The sequence below is a fragment of the Bartonella sp. TT67HLJMS genome (assembly GCF_042193375.1).
Taxonomy (GTDB): domain Bacteria; phylum Pseudomonadota; class Alphaproteobacteria; order Rhizobiales; family Rhizobiaceae; genus Bartonella; species Bartonella grahamii.
The window spans coordinates 80,849-98,366 of sequence record NZ_JBHILP010000001.1 but is presented as its reverse complement, the minus strand read 5'-3'; the positions used below and the strand labels follow the sequence as shown (position 1 = coordinate 98,366).

Genomic DNA, 17,518 nt, shown 5'->3' with positions numbered 1-17,518 from the left:
TATTGGGGATGAGAAAAATGTATGATGGTGTCAGTTTGCTTCTTCATAAGTGTGAAGATGTTCCCTATAGATTTATATTATTCACGGGGATTTTTATACCATTCATAGGCGCTATCGTGAAATAGGTTCGAGTGTGCATTGAAAGATGTAAAGCTGAATTGTAAGGAGATGATAGATTTTTACCATGATGCCTTTATACTCTTTCCAAATTAGGCTGTCTTCTTGTTCCAGAAATTACGCAAACAGATAGATGCAATATACTTACCAAATCTTGCATACAAAAATCTGGAACAGTTCGTGCCACACTGAAGCGTTTTGATATTTGTCTCAAACGTGGAATTGCACAGGGATTAGATGTTGATTAACAGGTAATAAGAAAAACAAAGGCTTTACGAAAAAGTTTATGCAGAGCTTTTAATTTTGTGCTTCAAATGCCTCAGTACAAGGTATTTTTCTCTTTTGAATATTAAAGCTCTTGTTTTTATAATGAAGTTACAGCACAACAAGCAAAATGGAATTATTTGAGGGGAAAAAAATAATGCCTTCTTACCGTTCAAGAATATCGACCCACGGGCGTAATATGGCAGGAGCCCGCGGGCTTTGGCGTGCAACAGGGATGAAAGATACTGATTTTGGTAAACCCATTATTGCGATTGCGAATTCTTTTACACAATTTGTACCAGGGCATGTCCATTTAAAAGATCTTGGGCAATTAGTCGCACAACAGATAGCAGTTGCCGGTGGTGTTGCGAAAGAATTTAATACCATTGCTGTAGATGATGGAATTGCGATGGGGCACGATGGAATGCTCTATTCTTTGCCCTCACGTGAAATCATTGCTGATTCTGTAGAGTACATGGTTAATGCACATTGTGCGGATGCACTTGTCTGTATTTCTAATTGTGACAAAATTACGCCTGGTATGTTAATGGCTGCTTTACGGTTGAATATTCCGACAATCTTTGTTTCCGGCGGTCCTATGGAAGCAGGTAAGATTAAATGGAAGGATCAAGATCTAAGGGTTGATTTGGTCGATGCCATGGTCGCAGCAGCTTCAGAACAGAATTCAGAAGAAGAAGTTGCTGAAATGGAGCGTGCTGCTTGTCCTACATGTGGTTCTTGTTCAGGAATGTTTACAGCCAACTCCATGAATTGCTTAACGGAAGCATTGGGGCTTTCGCTTCCCGGAAATGGATCAATGTTAGCAACACATGCAGATCGACGGATGCTTTTTGAAGAAGCTGGAAAACAGATTGTTGCATTGGTTAAACGTTATTATGAAAAAGATGATGAAACAGTCTTGCCGCGCTCTATTGCTTCACGCAAGGCTTTTGAAAATGCAATGACCGTTGATATTGCTATGGGGGGATCAACCAATACAGTATTGCATCTTTTAGCCGCGGCGCAAGAAGGTGAGGTGGATTTTACCATGACGGATATTGATCATCTTTCACGTCGTGTTCCTGTTTTATGTAAAGTTGCTCCTGCTGTCGCGAATGTACATATGGAAGATGTTCATCGCGCTGGTGGTATTATGGGGCTTTTAGGTGAACTGGATGCGGCAGGACTCATTGATACGTCAACTTATACGGTTCACGCAAAAACAATGAAAGAAGCTCTTTACCGTTGGGATGTGAAACAAACTAATGAACCAACAGTTCGTACATTTTATCGTGCTGCTCCTGGTGGTATTCCAACACAGACAGCTTTTAGCCAATCTTGTCGCTATGAGACCCTTGATCTTGATCGTGAAAAAGGTGTGATTCGCGATAGGGAACATGCATATTCACAAGATGGAGGATTGGCAGTTCTTTATGGAAATCTTGCAAAAGATGGCTGCATTGTAAAAACAGCAGGCGTTGATCAATCAATTTTAACTTTTAAAGGTCCGGCAAGAATTTTTGAAAGCCAAGATTCAGCTGTTTCAGCTATATTAACTGATAAGATTAAAATAGGTGAAATTGTTTTAATCCGTTATGAAGGTCCACGTGGTGGACCTGGAATGCAAGAAATGCTTTATCCAACAAGTTATCTCAAATCTAAAGGATTGGGCAAGGTTTGTGCACTTGTTACGGATGGACGTTTTTCAGGGGGAAGTTCAGGGCTCTCGATAGGACATATTTCACCAGAAGCTGCTGAAGGAGGAGAAATTGCGTTGGTGGAGGAGGGGGATATCATAGAAATTGATATTCCAAATCGTAGAATTCATATGTTGGTGGATGACGTTGAGATGAAGCAGCGCCGTGCTAAGATGGAAGCAAAAGGAAAAGGTGCTTGGCAACCGATAGAGAAGCGTCAGCGTAAAGTTTCAAAGGCTCTCAAAGCCTATGCAGCGATGACCACATCTGCTGCAAAGGGTGCAGTACGTAATATTTGATGAGATGAATGACGCGTCTTATAAAAGAGAGATAGTATTCTGATTTTTTGCATCTTTTACACGATATTCTAAGCTAATTATTTTATGAGCTTATCAGAATATTTCGAGTCATGATCAGTATGATTAAAAAGCTATCAATACAACTAAAAGCTGCTGCGGATTGCTTATTTTAGCAGCTATGTAAGACAGATAAAGATAGATATGGTATGATTACGTTTCATATCATATTTCAATTTTATACGAAATTACGATTTCCTGTTCTTATATTTATGAAAGATATTTATTGTACTGGTGGCATTATCTTGTTGTACCGTAAAAACACTGTCATTTAGAGCTGTGATATACGGCATCCTACTTAATATATTTAGTGTGTGGTGAATATTCTTAAACTTGTTTATCAAACTTTGAGTTTAAGTGAATCACATGACTAGGAAGTCAAGGTAAATCCCTTAGAATCTGGACTGTTTGCAGACTTGATTCGAATGAAAATCCTTATCCTTTGAGGTGCGGGAAGGAGTTCAAAGGATGTTTAGGAAAATAAAATGCTGCTGTGATATATCTGATTATATGATTCATATGAAAACAGTAAAAGAGCTCTTTATAACTTAAAATGTGAAGAAAATGCGAGACCCATTATCTGTGAAGTTATTATGCAAAATATGGAGTGGCATCCCAACACCGACAGCTTTAAACTAAAACTGTTGCTATGATAACAATAATATTGATTGTGAAAAAGCATAATTCATTAAATGTTGTGTATTTGCAAGGTGGAGGAGATTTCATGACAATCTTTGCAAAAAACGACTATCTTGTAAAAATAGTCGATATTGACAAATTTTTTGTATACGGGCCAATGTTGATCTAAGGAAATATGAAATATAATGCATAGGATTTTGCCTCTATATGCATTACACTTATCAAAATATATTGTGTAGAAAAGCGATGGGAATACGGTAAACAACAGTTTGTGCTGTGGCATATCAAAAAGGGATACTTTATCTCCTATTAAGAAAGCTTTTTAATAAAAAATAACATCCGTTTTCTATAAAGGGTTACTCTTTTCAAGTTGTTTGAGGTGGTAAATTGCTTCTAAAGCTTGTTTAGGAGAGAGTTCGTCGGGATGGATATTTTTTAAAGCTTCGTGAAGTACACAATGTTTGTTTCTTGCTTCATTGACGGGAGATGTTGCTTTAAGAGAAAAGAGTGGTAAATCATCAATGAGTTTATGTCCTTTTCCAGCCATTTCACCTTGTTCTAATTGATGGAGTACATCTGTTGCTCGTGTAATAACGGCTGGGGGAAGTCCAGCAAGCTTTGCGACTTGTACACCATAGGAACGGTCAGCAGCTCCTGGTGTGACCTCATGAAGAAAAACTACATCACCATCCCAATTTTTGACTTTCATGGTTACATTATGCAGTCTGTCAAGTTTTTCGGTAAGTGCGGTCATTTCATGAAAATGGGTAGCGAGAATAGCACGACAATGGTTAACCTCATGGAGATATTCAACGGCAGCCCAAGCAATAGAAAGTCCATCAAAAGTTGATGTCCCACGCCCTATTTCATCAAGAATAACAAGGGAATGGTGGCTAGCATGATTGAGAATCGTTGCTGTTTCAACCATTTCCATCATAAAGGTTGAGCGCCCCCGTGCAAGATCATCGGAAGCCCCGACACGACTAAACAGGCGATCAACGACACCAATATGTGCTGAAGTCGCTGGAACGAAGGACCCCATTTGCGCCATAATAGCAATGAGAGCATTTTGCCGCAAAAAAGTTGATTTTCCTCCCATATTAGGCCCTGTCAACAGCCAGATTGCTGCATATTGCTGATTTTCTTGCACAGAGAGATCACAATTATTGGCAATAAAAGGTTCTGCTGCTTGTTTGCGGAGTGCTTGCTCGACGACAGGATGGCGTCCTGCTGTGATATGAAAGGTAAGTGAAAGATCAATTTTAGGTCGGCAATAGCCTTGTTCTTCAGCAAGATATGCTAAGGCGACAGAGACATCTAAAATAGCAAGTGCTTCAGAGGCTTTACGAATAAAATCAACTTGTTCGGTAATTTCCTGAACGAGAATATCAAAAATCTCTAGTTCAAGTGTCAATGCGTGATTGGCAGCATGGGCAATACGGCTTTCAAGGTCAGCAAGCTCTGTTGTCGTAAAACGCATAGCGTTTGCCATTGTTTGCCGATGAATAAAACGTGCTTTAGCTTGTGGATTATTTGTAAGAGCAGATGCTTGTGTACTGGTTACTTCAATGAAATAACCTAGAATATTATTATGCTTTATTTTAAGAGTCTTAATATCTGTTTCTTGGGCATATTGCGCTTGAAGTTCAGCAATGACACGGCGCGATTCATCACGTAAAGCACGCATTTCATCGAGCTCTTTATGATAATTTGAACGAATAAAACCACCATCACGTTTAAGGAGTGGGAGATCATCAGCTAATGTTTGTTCTAAATGAAAGTACAACGCTGTGGGTAAGTTTGAGAATACCTGTTGTACATCACTTATTTCTTGAGGCAGAAGCTCATTATTAAGAAGTTGATGCAATTCACGAATGATTTCAAAGCCGCGCTGAATTGTTGCCATATCACGGGGACCTCCTCGTCCAAGAGCCAAACGTGAAACGGCGCGAGGCATATCTGGTCCCCCTTTTAAAATAAGCTTTATCGCTTCTGCAAGAGAAGGATTACGTAGAAAAAAATCGATAGAATCCAAACGCGTATCAATAGCTGAAGGAGTGGTGAGGGGAGCAATAAGGCGATCGATGAGAAGGCGTGATCCTCCTCCTGTTACAGTGCGATCAATAGCTTTTAATAAACTTCCATCCCGTTGACCTGATGTCGTACGAATAAGTTCAAGGCTTAATCTGGTTGCGGCATCAATAAAAAGAGTCGCATTTTCATTTTGGCGCTCAGGCTGCATGAGGGGAGGACGATGCGTTATTTGTGTTTTTTCGATATAACGAATAGCAGCTACAATTGCAGAGAGTTCGGAACGTGAATAATCGGCAACACCTTCAAGAGTTGAGAGTTTAAAATAATTGCAAATATCGCGTTCAGCGGTTAGTGCATCAAAGAGACAAGCAGGTTGAGGTGAAATGATACGATCAAGAACATTAAAAAGTGATTTGTGAGATTTATCATGAAAGAATGAATCAGCAACAATGATTTCTTGTGGATCCACACGCATAATATCTGCTAAAAGTTTTTCTTGGCGGCTTTCTGTTACACGAAATATGCCTGTTGAGATATCAATCCAAGAAAGAGCAAATTCCTCTCCATCGCTAGTTTTTATACGAGAAAGTGTCATCAAATAATTTGCGCGTGTTGGATCAAGGAGTTTTTCTTCTGTTATCGTTCCAGGTGTTACAAGGCGAACAACATCACGCCGAACAACAGATTTTGAGCCACGTTTTTTTGCTTCAGCAGGATCTTCTATTTGCTCACACACAGCAACTCGGTAACCACAAGCAATCAGTTTTTGTAAATAATCATCAGCAGCATGAACGGGAACACCGCACATAGGAATATCTTGTCCTAAATGTTTTCCGCGTGCTGTGAGTGTGATTCCTAAAGCCTGAGCAGCTTCAATCGCATCATTAAAAAATAATTCATAAAAATCCCCCATTCGGTAAAAGAGAAGGGAATCATGATGGACGGCTTTGATTTCTATGTACTGCTCCATCATAGGTGTCAGACGTTCTTGAGAGGAAGCAGATGAGGAGACAGGCTGTGGAGTTAAATTATTTTTATGGTTGTCTTTTTTATCCATTTGTACGAGGCCTGTTTCCTTTAAGTGAAGTTTTTACTCTTTTTTGTTTACTTCAATATCTATTTATCTCTAAATTGCAACGCATCATCAGATTTGCTAAGGCAAGAATAGCGATTTCTAATATATGAATCAAATTTAATGACTATACGCATTATCAAGCAAAATTTACACTGTTTTTGGAGAAAATAAAGTGAGATGAAAGAGAGCGAGCAGGATCAGAAAATGTCTCAAACTGGTTACAGTGCGAGCGAACGAGAAGCTCTAGATTTTCATAGTCGTGGTCGACCAGGAAAGCTTGAGATTGTTGCAACAAAGTCTATGGCAACACAGCATGATTTAGCGCTTGCTTATTCACCAGGTGTTGCAGTTCCAGTTAAAGCAATTGCTCAAAATCCAGCGTTAGCTTATGATTATACAGCAAAAGGAAATCTTGTTGCTGTTATTTCAAATGGTACAGCTATTTTAGGGTTAGGCAACTTAGGAGCTCTTGCCTCTAAGCCGGTCATGGAAGGCAAAGCAGTGCTGTTTAAGCGTTTTGCGGATATTGATTCCATTGATTTAGAAATTGATATAAACGATACAGAAAGTTTTATCAATTTGGTGCGTCATTTAGAACCTTCTTTTGGTGGAATTAATCTTGAAGACATTAAGGCGCCAGAGTGCTTTATGATTGAAAGCCGCCTACGCGAGGTGATGAATATACCTGTTTTTCACGACGATCAACATGGTACAGCAATTATTGTTGCTGCCGGTGTTCTCAATGCTTTGACTTTAACAGGGCGTGATATGCAAAATACGCGGTTAGTCTGTAATGGTGCTGGTTCTGCAGGAATTGCTTGTATTGAACTGATTAAAGCGATGGGCTTTCGTTCTGAAAATATCATATTATGTGATACAAAGGGTGTGGTCTATGAAGGACGCAAAGAGGGAATGAATCAGTGGAAATCTGCGCATGCTATTCCAACAGATAAACGTACGCTTATAGAAGCAATGGAAGGTGCAGATATATTTTTTGGGGTTTCTGCTAAAGGTGCTCTTACTCCTGAAATGGTAAGATCTATGGCACCACAGCCGATCATTTTTGCTATGGCTAATCCTGATCCAGAAATTACGCCGGAAGAGGTTATGCAAGTGCGTCATGATGCCATTGTTGCAACAGGGCGTTCCGATTATCCAAATCAGATTAATAATGTTCTCTGCTTTCCTTATATATTTCGTGGTGCACTTGATGTGCGTGCAAGAGTTATTAATGAAGAAATGAAGATTGCTGCGGCAAAGGCTCTTGCCAATTTAGCGCATGAAGAAGTGCCTGACAGCGTTGCGGAAGCTTATCGTGGAAAGCGATTAAAATTTGGTCCTAATTATATCATCCCTGTTCCTTTTGATCCACGTTTATTGACGGTTGTTTCAATAGCGGTAGCAAAAGCAGCAATGGAAAGCGGTGTTGCGCAAAAGAACATAGATGATTTAGAGGCCTATGAGCGCGATTTGAATGCGAGACGTGATCCTACTTCTTCGATGATGCGTGGGGTTTATAACCATGTTCGTCAAGCACCAAAACAAATTGTCTTTGCAGAAGGTGAAGAAGAGCAAGTTATGCGGGCAGCCGTTTCCTATGTTCATCAAAAATTAGGACAAGCGATTTTGGTTGGTCGTGAAGAGCAAGTAAGAGAAACAGCTGTTATCGCTGGAATTGATCTGGAGCGTGAAGGTATTTCTATTATGAATGCTAAGCTTTCTTGCCGTACAGATGCTTATGCGAATTATCTTTATAAAAAGATGCAGCGTCAAGGTTGGCTGTTGCGTGATTGTCATCGTCGTATCAATAATGATCGCAATTATTTTGCTGCGTGTATGGTGGCACTAGGAGATGCTGATGCAATGGTTACAGGGGTGACACGCAATTATGAAACAGCGCTGATCGACATACGTCGTGCAATTGATGAAAAACCAAAAGAACGATTGATTGGTATCTCAATGGCCATTTGCCGAGGACGAACTGTGTTTATTACGGATACAGCTGTTTATGAAAATCCTAATGCTGAAGAACTTGCGGATATAGCGGAACAAACCGCTTCATTTGTACGTGGATTTGGATATCAACCACGGGTAGCATTTTTAGCATTTTCTACGTTTGGTTATATGAAAGGGCAAATCACACAGCAAATTCAGGATGCGATTAATATTTTGCATGAACGCAAGGTTGATTTTGAGTTTGACGGAGAAATGAGCGCCGATGTAGCACTCAATTCCAAATTGATGCAGCAATATCCATTTATGGGATTAACAGAGCCCGCTAACATTTTGGTTATGCCTGGATATCACGCGTCTTCCATTGCAAGCAAAATGTTACAAGAACTTGGTGGAGCAACCATCATTGGTCCTATTTTAATTGGATTGGAAAAATCTGTCCAAATTGTACCGTTTAGTGGAAACGATACAGATGTTGTCAATATCGCAATGCTTGCGGCTTATCATGCCGCAAAAGTCGTCTAAAGGAAAAAAGCCCCTAATATACTAATAATATATCAAGGGGCTTTATGATAGCAAAAGAATAAATTTTTTAAGAGGGTTGTATTTGATTGTCTTTTTGTTCTTCAGCGAGACGCTTTTGGAAGAGGGCTGCAAAATCAATAGGATCAATCCATAAAGGTGGAAAACCACCATTTTGAGTAGCATCAGATATAATTTGGCGGGCAAATGGAAATAAAAGACGGGGACATTCAATAAAGACCAATGGCATAACATGTTCTTGTGGAATGTTTTCAAGGTGGAAAACACCACCGTAAATCAGTTCTACATGAAATAAGATTTCAGTATTATCATTGGCTTTGACGGAGAGAGACAAAACGACATCATAATTGTCATCACCAATTGGGTTAGCATTGACGTTAATATTGATATCAATTTGTGGTGATTTTTCACGTGTACGCAATGAACGAGGAGCACCTGGGTTTTCGAATGATAAATCTTTTAAATACTGAGTTAATACAGCAAAAACCGGCTCTCCACCACTGTTATTCATTTCATCTTCGGCCATACGACGAACCTCTCTCATTATAATATGTATATTTATTTTAGATCTAAAGACAAAATTGGTTATCACGCCTTGCAAAAGGTTGCAAGAAATGCGCTCTTTATCTTGAATATTTTTTTAGTTTGTTACAAATTTTTTAGGCATTTCAATGGTTATCATCATTTTTGCGCCATGGAGATTCTGTCGTATCATAAGTTGTGTAATCTTCTGCATTAAGATCAATTATTTTTTCAGCATCATTTTTTCTTTTAGTATTGAGATTCATTTTGTTTTGTAATGATGTAAAGAAATGCCAAACAACAGAGCGAATTGGTTTAATAAGAAGTAATATTCCCAAGAGATCACTTACAAAGCCAGGAAGAATAAGTAAAATTGCACTAAACATAATGAAAACATCATTAATAATATTATTCTCTAATGTGCGTCCTTGGATAAGTTCAGTTTGTATGTTTTTTAAAAGGCTAAACCCTTGAACTCGCAATAAAACAACCCCAACTATGGTTGTGAGAATAACCAAACTCAAAGTTGCCAAAATACCAATTTCTTGACCAACAAAGATAAAACCAGCGATCTCGATTAAAAGAATGCAAAGAAAGATAACAACAAAAAAACGAGGATTTGTAGAATAAAGTTTTATCACATGCAAATTTCCTTCTGAATGAGGTGGGGAGAAATTCTTAAGAGCACTCCATTTAATATAAAATCTATAAAAATATTTGAATGATAGGATTCCTTATTTTACATATTTATTGATAAATGGTATTGACTGCAATGTTTATTAGAGATTTAAGCTTTGGAGATTGACAGCGCCCATGGAATTTGACGTTATACTTGTCATAGCTCTTGTTGTTATGGTTGTTATTTTTGTGCAACTCCGTAATGTATTAGGGAAACGAATTGGGTTTGAAAAGCCCCCCTTTGATCCTTATTCGCGTCGTTCTAAAAAACAGGTTGAAGCAGAAACGGCTGATAATATTGTTTCGTTCCCTCATCAGAAAAATTCACAAAAAGACGACTTTAGTGAAATTGATAAAATTTCACCGGAGGGGAGTATTTTGAATAAAAATTTGCGGGAATTGCATAAAATTGATCCTCAATTTTCTCCTCAATTTTTTATAAAAGGTGCACAAATTGCTTATGAAATGATTGTAACAGCTTTTGCCAAAGGTGATCGCAATCAACTTAGAAGCTTGCTTTGTCAGGATGTTTTTGAGAGCTTTTGTACGGCTATTGAGCAACGAGAAAAAAATAAAGAGAGAATAGAGTTCACTTTTGTTGGAATTAATAAGATCGAATTTGTTGCGGCGGCAATACAAGAAAAGGATGAACTTCTAACGATACGTATTGTCAGTGAGATGATTTCTGTTACTTATAATGAACAGGGTGAGCGTATAGACGGTGATCCTGATGCTATTGTAGAAATCAGGGATATTTGGACTTTCGTTCGCAATAGTTTATCGTCAGATCCAAACTGGAAGCTTTTTGCTACAGAAAATGAAAATTAAAATACTTATTGTTTTTCTTCCATAAGCATTCAATGATTTATGAGAAATTAAAATGTCCTCAAGTAAATGGAGACAAAAAAGAGATTTATTGGCTTCACAGGATCGCCTTTTATGGGAGATGGTTTGTCGTACGATAACACCGCTTCACGGGAAGAGGCTCTCTTCTGCTTCAGAAACTATTGCAAATATTAATGATAAAAAACAGCCTATAACTCAAATCTCCTCATTGTCTCAGGAAAATCAACAACCCTCGACATTTATTAAAAGAGAAAAGAGGGCAGTTACACAAGTACAAAAGATTCATTTCTTTGATCATGTTGCACATCGTAAAATTTCCCAAGGTCGTTATCCTCTTGAGGCGCGCCTTGATCTCCACGGTTATATGCAGGAAGAAGCTTATTTTTTCTTAAAAAAATTTCTACAATCCTCTCAGCAGAGAGGATTGCGTTATGTCCTTGTGATTACAGGAAAAGGACGATCTGTTGGGAGCGATGGAGCTTTGTATAGATTTGTTCCGTATTGGTTATCAACACCAGCTTTTCGATATTATGTCCATGCGTTTGAGCAAGCAGCGCGTCAGCATGGCGGAGAAGGTGCACTTTATGTTTGGTTGCGCCGTTTCGTGTCGGGAAAAGGAAAGTGATGTTATTGTGGTCGTTCTAGGTTTAATATTTATTTATAAGTAATAATTCATAGTTTTCGTATATTTCGTAAGAGCCTTGAATACAATATCCCCTTATTTATAATTTTTTATAAAAAATTATAAATATATCATTTTACATTCTACGTATTGCTTCACGCTTTTGTTTATCGCATTCTTTAATGGGGCACATCCCTCACGCAAAACAGAATGACATTGGATTGCATATATGCACAGGCTTGTTTTAAAGAAACATTTCTCAACGCACCCAAGCCTATTTTGCGACGGCATCTGTGAAGGGTATAACGATAAATCCATTAAGACTCTTATTTTTATGCTTAATAAAAGAGCAAGCTGGCATCATCACACACTTTGCTAGCTCCCAATGTTGCAACAACTCTTGAAGCTCTTGGCACTTGAAAGCATTTGTAGAAGGCATGCTTTTCTTTAAGTGTTTTTACTCTCCCCAGTTCTCATTTCATTCGTGACGCCCAAACGAAAGATTTTGATTGATTCAATATAAGAGGGCTTGAAATGAAAGAGATATTGATGGATCTTATTTAGGGTGCAACGCGATAAATTGTTTTTATAAACCACAGCATTACTCTATTAAATACACGAAGAATAAAAACATGAGAAATTGTCTTATTCAAAAGATGTTGCTATGGATAGTGTTAGAAGTAGTACAACTAAATTAAAGAGAATCTTGGAAATAAACAGGAATATAACTTTACAACACATAATTGTGCAATAGCACAAAAGATACAATTTCGTTGAATAGTTTCATGAAGAAATTTTTTCACTCATTAAAAGCTTTATTAAATTTCTTTCTCATAATAATTCGATAATTAAAATTTCATAACGAAGCGCAGAAGGTGTAGAATATGAGATTCAATCGAGGATATTACACTCTTATCCGACGTCTTTCAGATATTGGTTGAAATGCTAACTTAGCATGAAAGGCACAATAGGGGCTATTTTCATCAGAATCTGCACCACAAAAATGAAAATCTGCTGATAATGGATCGCCAACCGGCCATCTACATGTATTTTCACTCAATTGTAAAAGATTAAGTTGACGTGATATAGGCACAACTACATTGGATTTTGTGGACATATCAACTTCTTTTATATCTTCCGCTACAAATTCTGTCTTTAAAGCTGTTTCTTCAATACTTACAGATGATGTGTTCATTGGCGATACCGTGGATGTGTTGCGACGCACACGTGGAGATGATGGGCTGCTTCCCACGGGGTTTTTTTGCGTACGCGCACTTCCTTGTGCTGTTTTACCGCGTCCTGGCAACTTTAATCGGTGTACTTTTCCGATGACTGCGTTTCTGCTGACCCCACCTAATTGAGCAGCAATTTGACTTGCACTTAACCCTTCACTCCAAAGCTTTTTAAGAAGCTCAACGCGTTCACATGTCCAACCCATACCAGCACTCCATTCCGATTACGTCACTAAGATGCTATCCCCCTTTGCATCTTCAAATGTTTTAATAATATTCTCACTACGCTGAATGAAAGAATTTTACACTCTAAGCGAGCATAAGAAAATCATCCAACCTGTGGACTTACAAACTAAAACACATCATCTTGCTTATTATATTATAAATTACAATATGCACTCACTCTATGACAAGAGTCTTTACCTCTTGAAGAGTTTATTTAGAATGTTTTCCCCAACTTGCAAATCAATCATAGGTTAAACTTTCACTTTTGTTTAAGGCTTTTTCCCAAAATGCTTATTTGTAGAACCTTCATTGACTTTTTTTCAATTGGTGTAATGATCTATTCCATAGGTGTAATCATTAATCGTAATGAAATGTTGAAAGCACCGTAACAAAATGTACCATGTTGTTTTATTTGTAGTGTTGCTTTGTATATATATTGAAAAGGTTAAAATATAAAGGAAATTATGATGGATGCCGTCTCTATACAACCACTTTATGAATGCTTCGCACGACGAGATTTGCATTTTGAACAGGGGCATGGTGTATGGCTTATTTCCGATAAGGGAGAACATTATCTTGATTTCACATCTGGCATTGCTGTTAATGCATTAGGGTATTCACATCCAAAATTGGTTGATACGCTTAAAATGCAAGCTGAAAAACTTTGGCATGTTTCTAATATTTTTCAATCCCCTGAACAAGCAGCTCTTGCCACGCGGCTTTGTGCAAATAGTTTTGCGGATAAGGTTTTTTTCTGCAATTCAGGTACTGAAGCATTGGAGTGCGCATTCAAAACGGCACGTCATTATTACTATGCTGCGGGTCATTCAGAACGCATTGAAATAATTACTTTTGAAGGGGCATTTCATGGACGTACACTTGCAGCACTTGCTGCGACTGGGCATGAAAAATATCTTGAAGGCTTTGGACCTAAAGCTGGTGGATTTATTCAAGTACCTTTTTGTGATGAAATCGCTTTGCGTAACGCTATTAATAAAAATACCGCCGCTATTCTTATTGAACCTATTCAAGGAGAAGGAGGAATACGAACAGTTTCTCATGAATATTTAAGATTTTTGCGCAAAATATGCGATGATAATGGTCTGTTATTGATTTTGGATGAAGTCCAAACGGGTATAGGACGAACAGGGAAGCTTTTTGCTTATGAATGGAGTGATGTCTCGCCTGATATTCTTACCCTCGCAAAAGGATTAGGAGGAGGATTTCCATTAGGTGCTTGCCTTGCAACGGATAAAGTTGCAAAAAGCATGACACTTGGGACCCATGGTTCAACCTTTGGAGGAAATCTTCTTGGAATGGCTGTAGGAAATAGTGTTCTTGATATTTTGTTAGAGCCAAATTTTCTCAACCATGTTCAGCGTATGGGAAATAAACTAAGAAGTGGACTTTTGCACATTCTCAATATCTATCCTGATATTATCTGCGCAGTTCAGGGGATGGGCCTAATGGTGGGTATTCAGTGTGTTGTGTCTTCTAATCTTGTCGTTAATGCTTTAGAAAATGAATATCTCTTAAGTGTTGCTGCCAACAACAACGTTGTGCGCTTATTGCCTCCTCTTATCATTAGGGAAGAAGAAATAGATGAAAGTTTGCATCGTATTGAAAAAGCAATAGCGTATCTTTCGCAAGTAAACAAAGAAAGACAAATATTACACACATGACAAATGCTCTTCGTCATTTCACGGACTTATCCATTTTAACGCCATCAATAGCACGCGCACTGATCGATTATGCAAAAATCCTTAAAGCATCTTTTAAAGCAGGGAAAGGTTCAAAACCTTTTATAGGTAAAACACTTGCGATGATTTTTGAAAAACCATCCACACGAACCCGTATTTCATTCGATATCAGTATGCGCCAGCTTGGGGGAGATACAATCATGCTCACGGGGTCAGAGATGCAGCTTGGTCATAGTGAAACTATAGCTGATACGGCTCGTGTTTTATCCCGTTTTGTGGATATCGTGATATTACGAACAACAAAACATCAACGTATGCTCGAATTGGCACAATATGCACAAATCCCTGTCATTAATGCCCTTACAGATGATACACATCCTTGCCAAATTTTAGCAGATATATTAACCTATGAAGAGCATCGGGGGCCAATTGCTGGCAAAATATTCGCGTGGATGGGGGATGGTAATAATGTGCTCCATTCCTTAATTGAGGCCGCAGCTCTTTTTGATTTTCATTTGCGTATTGCTACTCCAAAGGGCAGTGAACCACAAGAAAAATTTATACATTGGGCACGTGAACGAGGAGCGCACCTTACACTAACCCATAGTCCCCAAAAAGCAGCTCAAGATGCTGATTGTATTATGACCGATACATGGGTCTCCATGGGACAAGAATTTCGTGCTCGCAGTCATTCTATTTTTCAGCCTTATCAAGTCAATGAAGCTCTCATGAAATTAGCAAAATCTGATGCTCTTTTTATGCATTGTCTTCCTGCTCATCGTGGTGAAGAAGTGGTTGATTCTGTTATTGATGGACCGCACTCCGTTGTTTTTGATGAGGCTGAAAATCGTCTTCATGCTCAAAAGGCAATTCTTTCTTGGTGTTTACAAGATGCGTTTTTCTCTCCACAATAGCTCCTCTACAACAAATTATATAAAAAAGGCAAAGCTATGAGTAAACAAGCTAAAGATGAAGCCTCTCTCAACAACAACTTCTTGCATGAAGATGATACTGTTATTCCCTTTCAAGTCGAAGAACTTGATATCCGTGGACGTGCCGTACAACTTGGGGAATCTTTAAATTCTATTCTTAACAGACATCAATATCCTGAACCGGTTTCTTATCTTCTAGCAGAAGCTTTACTTTTAACTGTTCTGCTTGGAACTTCTCTAAAACTTACGGGAAAATTTATTTTACAAACTCATTCCGATGGACCGGTTAATATGTTGGTATGCGATTTTTCGCCTCCTTCCAGTTTACGTGGATATGCTCGTTTTGATAAAGAACAGCTTAAACAAGCCATAGACAATAATCAAATCTCTTCAGAAACACTTTTAGGAAAAGGCACTTTAGCCTTCACAATTGATCAAGGTCCCCATATGCAACCCTATCAAGGGATAGTTGCATTAGATGGATCAAATTTACAAGAAACTTCTCGTATTTATTTTGATCAATCAGAACAAATTCCTACCGATATCCGTTTGGCTGTTGCTATATTAATTAATCGTGACCAACAAGGAAAAACGCAGAAAAGCTGGCGAGCTGGAGGTATTTTGATCCAACTTTTACCCCAAGAATCGTCTCATCATAAAATAGATACCCCTCATCAAACGCGAGAAAAAACGAAAACCCATAGCCAATTGGATAACCAATGGCAGGAAGCTAAAATACTCATGGCAACGATTGAAAGTTCAGAATTAACAGATCCCCAAGTTGGTAGTAAACAGCTCTTGTTCCGTCTTTTTCATGAACAAGGTGTTAGAGTTTTTAATCCTTTTTCTCTTGTCGATCAATGTTCTTGTTCACACGAAAAAATTAAAGGAATCCTAGAAGGATTTTCGATTGATGAACGCAATAAAATGGTTAAAAATAAATATATTTCAGTCACATGTGAATTTTGCTCAAAAACGTATTGTTTTACACCACAAGAATTTTTAGAAGAAAAAACATAATCAAATATTTTTCATAAAAAAATGATGATTGCAACAAAAGCCTATTTTATTTGCGTCATAAAAGTTTACCTATAAGCTCATATGAAGTTCTAGAATATTTCTTGTCTTAGAGTTTTTTAATGTATACGAGTGATCTTTCTGTTGAAATCAGTAATCACGTCACAGAGTGCTTAAAAAAGAGTTCTCTGTAAAATATATTTTCTCCTCTCGAAAAAGCTTCTTGTTTATTTTTTTCATCTCAAAAGCTTATTTCTTACAATGAATTCTTTTATAATATTCATTGATAGATTGATCATGTACTTATAACTTATCTTCTCTGTTAAATGAGATTTTTTGATTGTAGTCATATTTTCTTACTCGAATTTATCTTATTAAGAGTCAAAAAAGCTTATTAGTTATAATCATAAGATAAATTATCGAAAGAATAAGAATGTATAGACTCAATATGGACTTTATGGAGTCTATTACGAACAGATAGTGTAATGGGAATAAATATACCAATAACGCTGCGAAGGAATGGATTTGTTATTTTATAAAGATGAAAATAGTGGTGAAGTCCCCTCATAACAATGTGCATTTCAGATAAAAAAGCGGAGACAGAACACTATATGATTTTGAAAATAATAGTCGGTTTCTTTCACTAATCTAACGATGTTTCTATAACAATATTGTTTTGTCCAAATAATCAAAAATAAAGCTCCCAAACAGATATTTAATCGCTAAAAAATGAAAACTACTTAAATTTTTGTCATATTTGGGAGGTTTGCTCTACAGATATTTCTTTGCACATGTTTTTGAATCAACAATGGTAATGCTCTTGTCAAATTTTCCTAAAAAGAATGAGGATCCATATAAATAAAATAGCATACATAGCATGATAAAACGTTATGTTTTTACAAACCTGCATTATTATATTTTTCAATTTAAAATATTGCCAATACTTTTCACGTTTAGACAATTCATAAAAGGTATTTTTAGTCTTTATCCTAAATGTTTTTTTGATTCAACATATAGAAATTTTAAAAAATCTCATAGTATACGGTATTTTCATTTAATAGATAAA

Annotated in this window: 11 protein-coding genes; 7 read left to right on the top strand and 4 right to left on the bottom strand. The window is 37.5% G+C overall.

The features are described 5' to 3' along the window. Positions 1-538 precede the first annotated feature (538 nt). The gene (gene ilvD, locus ACFIJQ_RS00320) at positions 539-2,377 is read left to right on the top strand and encodes a dihydroxy-acid dehydratase (RefSeq protein ID WP_375627959.1); all 1,839 of its coding nucleotides are present in this window, start codon (positions 539-541) and stop codon (positions 2,375-2,377) included. Positions 2,378-3,419: 1,042 nt separating this feature from the next. Here the strand turns inward: ilvD and mutS are convergent. Next, entirely contained in the window at positions 3,420-6,164 is a 2,745-nt protein-coding gene (gene mutS, locus ACFIJQ_RS00315; RefSeq protein ID WP_375627957.1) for a DNA mismatch repair protein MutS, read from the bottom strand. Between the two features lie 195 nt (positions 6,165-6,359). Between mutS and ACFIJQ_RS00310 the strand changes: the two genes are divergently transcribed. Further along, positions 6,360-8,660 (top strand): NADP-dependent malic enzyme, encoded by a 2,301-nt coding sequence (locus ACFIJQ_RS00310; protein ID WP_273787480.1) that lies wholly within the window; start codon positions 6,360-6,362, stop codon positions 8,658-8,660. 67 nt (positions 8,661-8,727) lie between these two features. On the opposite strand, the gene secB is transcribed toward ACFIJQ_RS00310, so the two are convergent. After that, positions 8,728-9,204, bottom strand: a complete 477-nt coding sequence (gene secB / locus ACFIJQ_RS00305) for a protein-export chaperone SecB (protein WP_012754523.1) — start codon at positions 9,202-9,204, stop codon at positions 8,728-8,730. Positions 9,205-9,346: 142 nt separating this feature from the next. Beyond that, positions 9,347-9,841 carry an FxsA family protein gene (locus ACFIJQ_RS00300; protein ID WP_375627955.1) on the bottom strand — a complete coding sequence of 165 codons (495 nt, stop codon included), beginning with the start codon at positions 9,839-9,841 and terminating at the stop codon, positions 9,347-9,349. A gap of 172 nt (positions 9,842-10,013) precedes the next feature. On the opposite strand from ACFIJQ_RS00300, the gene ACFIJQ_RS00295 reads away from it, so the two are divergent. Both ACFIJQ_RS00295 and ACFIJQ_RS00290 read left to right on the top strand, forming a co-directional pair. Further along, a complete protein-coding gene (locus tag ACFIJQ_RS00295; protein ID WP_273787478.1) occupies positions 10,014-10,706 on the top strand; it encodes a Tim44/TimA family putative adaptor protein in 693 nt (230 codons plus the stop codon). A gap of 52 nt (positions 10,707-10,758) precedes the next feature. After that, on the top strand, positions 10,759-11,349 hold the full coding sequence (locus ACFIJQ_RS00290) for a Smr/MutS family protein (protein WP_375627953.1): 591 nt from the start codon (positions 10,759-10,761) through the stop codon (positions 11,347-11,349). Positions 11,350-12,250: 901 nt separating this feature from the next. On the opposite strand, the gene ACFIJQ_RS00285 is transcribed toward ACFIJQ_RS00290, so the two are convergent. Next, a complete protein-coding gene (locus tag ACFIJQ_RS00285; protein WP_375627951.1) occupies positions 12,251-12,784 on the bottom strand; it encodes a GcrA family cell cycle regulator in 534 nt (177 codons plus the stop codon). Between the two features lie 486 nt (positions 12,785-13,270). On the opposite strand from ACFIJQ_RS00285, the gene ACFIJQ_RS00280 reads away from it, so the two are divergent. The 3 genes from ACFIJQ_RS00280 to ACFIJQ_RS00270 are packed head-to-tail and all read left to right on the top strand — an operon-like array spanning position 13,271 to position 16,455. Beyond that, complete coding sequence (locus ACFIJQ_RS00280; RefSeq protein WP_012754528.1) at positions 13,271-14,485, top strand: aspartate aminotransferase family protein; 1,215 nt, start codon at positions 13,271-13,273, stop codon at positions 14,483-14,485. Next, the gene (gene argF, locus ACFIJQ_RS00275; protein ID WP_273787475.1) at positions 14,482-15,417 is read left to right on the top strand and encodes an ornithine carbamoyltransferase; all 936 of its coding nucleotides are present in this window, start codon (positions 14,482-14,484) and stop codon (positions 15,415-15,417) included. Before ACFIJQ_RS00280 ends, argF begins: the two co-directional genes overlap by 4 nt. 36 nt (positions 15,418-15,453) lie before the next feature. After that, the gene (locus ACFIJQ_RS00270; protein ID WP_375627949.1) at positions 15,454-16,455 is read left to right on the top strand and encodes an Hsp33 family molecular chaperone; all 1,002 of its coding nucleotides are present in this window, start codon (positions 15,454-15,456) and stop codon (positions 16,453-16,455) included. Positions 16,456-17,518 lie beyond the last annotated feature (1,063 nt).

Coding starts and splice junctions, on each gene's coding strand:
- ACFIJQ_RS00310 (WP_273787480.1), top strand. CDS start 6,360: ATGAAAGAGAGCGAGCAGGATCAGAAAATGTCTCAAACTGGTTACAGT.
- ACFIJQ_RS00290 (WP_375627953.1), top strand. CDS start 10,759: ATGTCCTCAAGTAAATGGAGACAAAAAAGAGATTTATTGGCTTCACAG.
- secB (WP_012754523.1), bottom strand. CDS start 9,204: ATGGCCGAAGATGAAATGAATAACAGTGGTGGAGAGCCGGTTTTTGCT.
- ACFIJQ_RS00295 (WP_273787478.1), top strand. CDS start 10,014: ATGGAATTTGACGTTATACTTGTCATAGCTCTTGTTGTTATGGTTGTT.
- argF (WP_273787475.1), top strand. CDS start 14,482: ATGACAAATGCTCTTCGTCATTTCACGGACTTATCCATTTTAACGCCA.
- ACFIJQ_RS00270 (WP_375627949.1), top strand. CDS start 15,454: ATGAGTAAACAAGCTAAAGATGAAGCCTCTCTCAACAACAACTTCTTG.
- ACFIJQ_RS00285 (WP_375627951.1), bottom strand. CDS start 12,784: ATGGGTTGGACATGTGAACGCGTTGAGCTTCTTAAAAAGCTTTGGAGT.
- ilvD (WP_375627959.1), top strand. CDS start 539: ATGCCTTCTTACCGTTCAAGAATATCGACCCACGGGCGTAATATGGCA.
- ACFIJQ_RS00280 (WP_012754528.1), top strand. CDS start 13,271: ATGGATGCCGTCTCTATACAACCACTTTATGAATGCTTCGCACGACGA.
- mutS (WP_375627957.1), bottom strand. CDS start 6,164: ATGGATAAAAAAGACAACCATAAAAATAATTTAACTCCACAGCCTGTC.